General features: G+C 46.6%; 7 protein-coding genes and 1 pseudogene. 6 read left to right on the forward strand and 2 right to left on the reverse strand.

Annotated features, from left to right (window positions below):
• Positions 1 to 408: 408 nt before the first annotated feature.
• Entirely contained in the window at positions 409 to 1,212 is an 804-nt protein-coding gene (locus QUB24_RS32585) for a DUF4058 family protein (RefSeq protein WP_333157684.1), read from the forward strand.
• Positions 1,213 to 1,313: 101 nt separating this feature from the next.
• Here QUB24_RS32585 and QUB24_RS32590 read toward each other — a convergent pair whose 3' ends face one another.
• The gene (locus QUB24_RS32590) at positions 1,314 to 1,892 is read right to left on the reverse strand and encodes a hypothetical protein (RefSeq protein ID WP_333157685.1); all 579 of its coding nucleotides are present in this window, start codon (positions 1,890 to 1,892) and stop codon (positions 1,314 to 1,316) included.
• 130 nt (positions 1,893 to 2,022) lie between these two features.
• Between QUB24_RS32590 and QUB24_RS32595 the strand changes: the two genes are divergently transcribed.
• From QUB24_RS32595 to QUB24_RS32610, 4 genes are all read left to right on the forward strand, one after another.
• On the forward strand, positions 2,023 to 4,437 hold the full coding sequence (locus tag QUB24_RS32595) for a calcium-binding protein (protein ID WP_333157686.1): 2,415 nt from the start codon (positions 2,023 to 2,025) through the stop codon (positions 4,435 to 4,437).
• Positions 4,438 to 4,559: 122 nt separating this feature from the next.
• Positions 4,560 to 4,700 carry a hypothetical protein gene (locus QUB24_RS32600; protein ID WP_333157687.1) on the forward strand — a complete coding sequence of 47 codons (141 nt, stop codon included), beginning with the start codon at positions 4,560 to 4,562 and terminating at the stop codon, positions 4,698 to 4,700.
• Between the two features lie 31 nt (positions 4,701 to 4,731).
• The gene (locus QUB24_RS32605) at positions 4,732 to 4,962 is read left to right on the forward strand and encodes a hypothetical protein (protein ID WP_333157689.1); all 231 of its coding nucleotides are present in this window, start codon (positions 4,732 to 4,734) and stop codon (positions 4,960 to 4,962) included.
• Positions 4,959 to 5,306 (forward strand): type II toxin-antitoxin system PemK/MazF family toxin, encoded by a 348-nt coding sequence (locus QUB24_RS32610; protein WP_333157691.1) that lies wholly within the window; start codon positions 4,959 to 4,961, stop codon positions 5,304 to 5,306. Before QUB24_RS32605 ends, QUB24_RS32610 begins: the two co-directional genes overlap by 4 nt.
• A gap of 23 nt (positions 5,307 to 5,329) precedes the next feature.
• Here the strand turns inward: QUB24_RS32610 and QUB24_RS32615 are convergent, their stop codons facing one another.
• Positions 5,330 to 5,530: a hypothetical protein gene (locus QUB24_RS32615; protein ID WP_333157692.1), complete on the reverse strand. Its 201-nt coding sequence runs from the start codon at positions 5,528 to 5,530 to the stop codon at positions 5,330 to 5,332.
• Between the two features lie 57 nt (positions 5,531 to 5,587).
• On the opposite strand from QUB24_RS32615, the pseudogene tnpC reads away from it, so the two are divergent.
• Positions 5,588 to 7,040, forward strand: a pseudogene (gene tnpC, locus QUB24_RS32620) (IS66 family transposase).
• The last annotated feature ends 162 nt before the right edge of the window (positions 7,041 to 7,202 follow it).

Consider the following 7,202-nt stretch of genomic DNA (forward strand, 5'->3'; position numbering starts at 1 on the left):
GCCGCTTTTACCAACAAGGTATGCGGGCTGCAACCCTGATTCGGTCTATCTCCTAGGCCTCTTTGTCACCCCCCCAGTATTTGGGGTGTCTCTGATTTTAGGAACAGGCAAGATGCCTGTTCCACAGTAGATTAAATTTGTTGTGGGGAGTAGGGGTTGGGCATCTTGCCCGCCCAAAATCAACAGGCAAGATGCCTGTTGCACAACAGATTAAATTCATCTACAAATAGACATCTCCAATAATTACTGTGGAACAGCCATCCTGCCTGTTCTTGACAAGCTTTAACTGGTTCCCAGGCTCAGCCTGGGAACCTATATCCAGAGGCTCTGCCTCGCTTTAAAGCGACGCACCTACAAAATTAAAAATGCTAAAATGATTTGAAAGTCAATACATCGGAAAACAGTCCTATGCCTTCACCTTTTCCTGGAATGGACCCCTACTTAGAACACCCCGATTTCTGGCAGGAAACTCACAATAGATTGATTATCGCGATCGCTGATACCATCATGCCTCAAATTCGGCCTAAATATGAGGTTGCAATCGACAAACGAATCTATGAAATTACCGATCCAAATGACAGTAACAGCGACTCCCTTTTAGTAGGTATCCCCGATGTTGCGATTAAGCGTCAATCTAATAACCCGAATATTCCTACAGGTTCAGTTGCCACTGTAAGTATAACACTTCCGACTACCGTCAAAGTGCCTGCTCCTGAAAAAATTAAACAGACTTACTTGGAAGTGCGAGAAATGGCAACTAAACAAGTTGTCACTGCAATTGAGATTCTTTCTCCTGTGAACAAACGTAGTGGAGAAGGAAGAATTACTTATCTCAAAAAACGCCAGAGCATTTTAGGTAGCTTAACCAATTTAGTGGAAATCGATTTACTACGAAAATGGGAATATATGCCCATTCTTAATAATTCTATTGAAAGCGATTATCGGATTTTAGTCAGTCCCAGTAATCGCCGTCCGTTTGCCGAACTTTATGCTTTTAATCTCCGCGATTCTCTACCTATATTTCCGCTTCCATTGCGCGAGGAAGATGTAGAACCTATTGTTAATTTACCAGAAATATTTGCAGGTGTTTACGATCGCGCTGGCTATGATTATCGGCTCGACTATAATCAAGAACCCGTACCGTCTCTATCGGAAGAAGAGCGGGTTTGGGCAACCCAACTTTTGCAAGAAAAAGAACTTCGAGATAATTAATTATATTTTACTTTATATCGTAGGGTGCGTCGCGATCGACAATCTCTAAATCAACTTGAAATTTTCGCAGCCACGCACCCTACAAATATCTCGCATCTTAGCTATGACAATTCACGCAATATTGTTTCTATCATCACATCGGGCAGACCAAGCAACTGAGCGATTTGGCATGGTTCAATACCTTGACCGTGCAACTTACAAACGACATCAGCAACATTAATTTCGAGCCGTTCGATCTGAGTTTTGAATCTGGATTCAGTGGCGTATTTGTTGTCAGATTTGCTAGGCAAAGAAGGACAGGGGTTGAAGTTTAGTGTCTGAACGTATTCAACGTATTGATGAATATAATCTCTACCGAAATTTGAGTTATTACTGGAGGTATTGCTAATATTTCTGCGATCGATCGCAGCTTTGAGATTGCCTTTTTGCATCTCTTCATCCATCACTGCGGAGAGACTTTTGAGCAGCTTGTAGCCGACTTCTCGGACATATTTTGTAGTGTAGCGGGTGTCGCGGGCGATCGTTTCGTAGGTTTTGCCATCATACATTCCCTGCAACACTAACTGCTGTAGCGTGTTGAGATGTTTACCTGTTTTTTCAAATATTAGACCATCGACCAATTTCAGCAATTCGTTATCGTCAGGGACGGCTTGCAACGGGCGATCGTCGTTGGGCTGCATGGGTTAAGTGAAGAAATATAAAGTTAAGGAAACTTCGGGCTTTTTCAGTCTTTTTCGGGCTTTTTCAGCCATGACATAGATGAGACAGGTGAGGTAGATTTCTTAAATCACCAACACAAAGCAACAGTATATGCCTGACAATTTAGCTTTGCTGGACAAGAACGATGACATATTGAACGGTAGCAGCGCCAAGAATCAAGCGGATTGTGGCTGTGGCTCGAAAAAAGCCACGACTCAAGAGACGGTATCGAATGCTCAGAATATCCAGAATATCTTTAGCTTGGGAAGCAACGATACGCTAGAAAGTTCGATCGCGCCAGACTTTTTGAATGGTAACACGGGAAAGGACTTTATCTCCGGTAGTGTTGATGGGGATATCGGGCGATCGACTTCTCAAGTCGGCGATGGTCGGGCTTTTCGCTTATCTGAGAGTGGCGACCTGTTTACGGCGACACCAGATCAGTCAGGTCAGTATATCCAAGGTATCCTCGGCCTGGGGGGTAACGATACACTACAAGGCTCTGTCGCAGAAGACTTTTTAAGTGGTAACGCAGGAAACGACTTCATTTCCGGTCGTGCTGGTGACGATTTGCTCTCCGGCGGTGTCGGTGCGGATACGATCGCGGGTGACGAGGGCGATGACGTTATTAGCGGTAGCGAGGGCAACGACCTATTGCGCGGTGGAGCGGGCATAGATGCTCTCAATGGCAATCAGGGGGAAGACACGCTGTTTGGGGACGAAGGTAACGATATTTTGCGGGGCGGTCTTGGAAATGACCTTCTCAACGGTGAAACTGGTAACGATCTGCTCATAGGCGATTTTGGCATTGATACACTAACGGGTGGCTCTGGAAACGATACATTCGTGCTGCGCTCTAATACTGCTACATCTGTCGTGAGCGAGGCAGATATCTTGACAGATTTTAACAAAAGCGAAGATTTCATCGGGATCGATCTCGATCTCACTGAGGCCGATTTATTGCTCCAACCAACGGTCGCCAACAATCGATCAAGTACGATTATCCGTGTTGCTGGCACTAATTCAGTATTGGGAGTTGTTCAGGGGGCGGCACCAGACGATTTACGCGGTCGCTTCGTTAATTTGGATGCTAATCCCGCCCTCCGAGAAGAGACTGTCACCTATGACGCGCCGGTTGTCCGCAGTACCGGGTCGAATACCTATGATTTCATTTTGAACGGCAGCGATGGCAGTCAATATGTTGTCAATATTAAGCGATCAAGTGATGAAATCAGCGCCCGTGAGTTACGCTACCAACCAGGCCCTCAAAGCAGTATGCCCGCTCACACCCTTAACATGAGTGCTGACGGTAAGCGGATGGAGGCTCAGGTTCAAGGTTCGACCAACAAATCAATTTTCGATCGGCAAGATGACGGTTCAATCGTTGCCAAGCGAAAAAATGGGGCTGGTAGTGAGGAGACGATTGCTACCGTAGTTGGCCCAAGTGACCCCTCAATACCAACCACGCCGACGACCCCAGCCACACCAACATCAATAACCCCCTGCGAATTATTTAAGGGACTTTGCGCTCTTTCAGAAAATAATAATGTCTCCGATAACCTTGCTCTTGGAGGCCTTTTCGCGGTAGGAGTTGGAACTGTGGCGGCTCCAGCGACATTAGGGACGAGCGCACTGATAGGAGCAACAGTAGGTGGTGCTTTGGAAATAGCCGCTGCTGGTGTTAAAGTGTTCGATACTGTTTGCCTTGTTCTCACTGGTAATGATGGAGATATAGCCGAGGAAGCCTTTGGTTTAATTCCTTTCGGTAAACTATTGGCTAAAGGTAGTGCACTCGGTAATGCTGTGCGTCCTCTCAAAGCTGGTGCATTGAAAGTAACGAGAAAGGCAATCAATTTTGTTACAGAAAGAAGCGAACTGGCGGCTAATGTAGTTAAGACATATGGTAAGATAGCTGCTGACGATTTGTTTGGGCAAGTGGGGGGTGCAGTAAAAGATATTGCTTATAACTTCAATTCCAAGCTTTACGACAAGGTTGCCAATACAGTCGGATTTAGCAAAGGCGATGGAATGAAGACGCTCAGAAAGACTCTGGGGTTAGACTTCTGCGATGAACCTTCGACTACTCCTGTAACACCTCCAACAACACCATCCACTCCCTTCTTAAAAATAGAGGTAAAGCCATCTGCTATCCCTTATCAGGGGACTGCTAACCTGAATGTCAAATACTCGAATCCAGACAACAATAGCACAAATATAGATATCACAGGTGTTGCTCAAAAAGGTCTTGGACTTAACAGTTTTCTAATTCCAGATGATAAAAAAGGTCAAGGAGAGTTAAATTTCACTTTGACCAATATCGGTACAGAGTTAGGAGGACCGGGTAGTGCAAGCCGGGAGGATTTATTAGAGGTTTCGATTGGGACTGTAGGGGGAGGAGAACTATTTGATACTGTTAATTATCGTCCACAATCATTCGATCTTCTAGAAGCTTCAGGTCCAAATGTTGACTTTTTGCCTAATGTCTATACGGTTAGTTCGGTAGATGGTTTGACACGGCGGCGATAATGGGTATAGTCGGGCGGGCACGGGGGCACCGCCCCTACAGTAATTATTGGGGGCGAGCCTGGTGGATTCGGCATTTCGAGTGTGTGTGATGTAGAGTTGGTTTAAGGGCGATCGGGTTTTTTGTGGATGGGGGCGATCGGGTTTTTTGTGGATGGGCGATCGGCTTTTTAGTGGATGGGCGATCGAATTTGAGAGAAATGTGCGATCGGGTTTTTGGTGGATGGGCGATCGAATTTTTGGGTTTATGGGCGATCGGGCTATAATACAGAAAACTTGACAACAAAAATGACTGTCATGAGAGAGTTAATCCAACAAGAATTAGAAAAGTTCGATCGAGAACAACTCCAACAAGTATTTGAATTTATTAGCTTCCTGAAATTCCGTGCCAGATTAGTGACTATTCCTACGATCGACGAAACTAACTTAGCTGCACTCTACAGCGAATTTGCCGAAGAAGACCGACAACTGGCGGAACTCGGAATCAGCGAATATTCAGAGCTCCTCAAACATGAGGATTTGGCATGACAATCAGACGAGGTGAAATCTGGATTGCCAACCTCGATCCCACACAAGGTTCCGAACAAGCAGGCGTGCGTCCCACAATTATTTTTCAAAACGATACAATTTCGAGATACACAACTACTGTTATCAGTATTCCTCTCACCACAAATCTGCGCCGTGCATCTCTTCCTTCCTGTGTCTTGATTCCCGGCGGTGAGGGAGGATTAACTCAAGATTCTGTTGCATTATGCCATCAACTGCGAGTTTTGGATAAAACAAGATTGCGAAATAAAATTGGTGAAGTCAATCCAGAGATACTAGTACAATTAGAAAATATCATATTATTTACCTTGGGTTACTTGCCTTAAAAAGAGCGAGCAATTTTTATTTTTCAGAGATAGTATTTGGATCGACTTTTAGGGAAAGGGGCGATCGGTTTTTGTGGATGGGCGATCGGGTTTTTTTGGATTGATGGGGGCGATCGAATTTGATTTGTTAGTCCGTTAGTTAGTCCGCGCCAGGGGCTAGTTGGTTCGTTGTCGAGTCCGCCAGGGGTTGAAACCCCTGTCTCATAGCGAAAGTCCTCGCTCAAGAGGACTGAAGAATTGTAACCATTCAGGGGGATGGGGAGATGGTGTAAACTGGGAGTATGGACGAGAGCATAACGATAGGTGGCATCAAGATTCCTCGCGCGGACTGGGAAAAGACCCCAGAAACCGTGAAAAATGTGGTGAGGAATATTGAGCAACGAATCGCCGCCATTGAAGAACGTCTGGGACTAAACGCCTCAAACAGCTCCATCCCTCCGTCCAAACAGCCTCCTCAAGCCAAAGAAAAGAAGCAAGAGAAAGGAGGCCGACGTAAGCGCGGAGGCCAAAAAGGACATAAAGGATTTACAAGACACTTATATGAGCCGAGTCAGTGTAGCGAGATTATCGACCATCAACCCGAGACCTGCAAGCATTGCCAAACCCCTCTGACAGGAGAAGACTCCCAGCCTTACCGCCATCAGATTGTGGAAATTCCTCCCGTGACTCCAGTGGTAACGGAACACCGACTTCACGCCCTGACCTGCGGCTGTTGTGGTCAAACCACTCGCGCCGAGTTGCCCGATGGTATAAACTCCAGTGGTTATGGAGAGCGTCTCCAAAGTCTGGTGGCTCTGCTGAGTGGAGCTTATCGTCTGAGCCACAATCAGGTAAAAACCCTAATGAGGGACTTGTGGCAAGTGCACCTGAGTACGGGAACCGTCAACCGCATCCGTCAACGAGTCAGTCAGAAACTCAGCCAAGTGGTGAATGAAGCCAGAAGTTACATCATGGCCAGTGGAACGGCTTACGTTGATGAAACCAGTTGGAGTCAAAACAATGGTGACGGCAATAATCCCGAGAACGCCTCGGCCTGGTTATGGACCGCCGTCAGCAATAACGTGGCGGTCTATCAAGTGACCCTCAACCGCGCTCGTAGTAGCGCGGAAGCTTTATTAGGAAAGAACTACACAGGCCTAGTCGTTAGCGACCGCTATAGTGTCTACAACGGATTGGACGTTGAGCAACGACAAGTATGTTGGGCGCACTTAAAGCGCGATTTTAAACGTATAGCTGAACGCAGTGGGGTCTCCAAAGAGATTGGTGAAGCTCTACTAAAACAGACTCAACGCCTCTTCCACTGGTGGCATCGAGTGCGGGATGGAACGTTATCAACAGAGTTGTTCCAAGCTGCTATGACACGGCTACGTCAAAGCGTTCATCATCTGTTGAGTGAAGCCGCGAGCCGAGAGTCATTCGAGCCGAGAGCAAACGCCCTTGGCCAAAACTGCACGCACCTGCGAGCAAATTTTAAAAATTGAACCGGCCTTGTGGACGTTTGTCCAGGTCGAATCCGTCGAGCCGACAAATAATACAGCCGAGCGCGCTTTACGCACGGCGGTCATTTGGCGTGACTTGAGTTATGGCTCCTGGTCTCGCTCGGGCAGCGAGTTTGTGGAACGTTTGCTGACGGTGGTCATGTCTTTACGGTTGCAGGAACGCCCGGTGTTGGAGTTCTTGATTCAGGTCTTGCATTCTGAGCCGGTCTCTCTCCTCCCTCTACCCCCTGAATAGTTACGAAGAATTAGTTGATGTGTATGGGTTTCATGCGAATTTTCAGTCGGTTTCAACTGATATCTTGCACCATTCTCAATTAGCCGTAGATACTGTCTTGACCTGTCAAGGGGTAGCAAGTAAATAATTAGGATCGAAAGGCTTTTGGGACTTTAAAATCCC

It is taken from the genome of Microcoleus sp. B9-D4, assembly GCF_036705105.1.
Classification (GTDB): domain Bacteria; phylum Cyanobacteriota; class Cyanobacteriia; order Cyanobacteriales; family Microcoleaceae; genus Microcoleus.

Coding starts and splice junctions, on each gene's coding strand:
- QUB24_RS32595 (WP_333157686.1), top strand. CDS start 2,023: ATGCCTGACAATTTAGCTTTGCTGGACAAGAACGATGACATATTGAAC.
- QUB24_RS32605 (WP_333157689.1), top strand. CDS start 4,732: ATGAGAGAGTTAATCCAACAAGAATTAGAAAAGTTCGATCGAGAACAA.
- QUB24_RS32590 (WP_333157685.1), bottom strand. CDS start 1,892: ATGCAGCCCAACGACGATCGCCCGTTGCAAGCCGTCCCTGACGATAAC.
- QUB24_RS32610 (WP_333157691.1), top strand. CDS start 4,959: ATGACAATCAGACGAGGTGAAATCTGGATTGCCAACCTCGATCCCACA.
- QUB24_RS32585 (WP_333157684.1), top strand. CDS start 409: ATGCCTTCACCTTTTCCTGGAATGGACCCCTACTTAGAACACCCCGAT.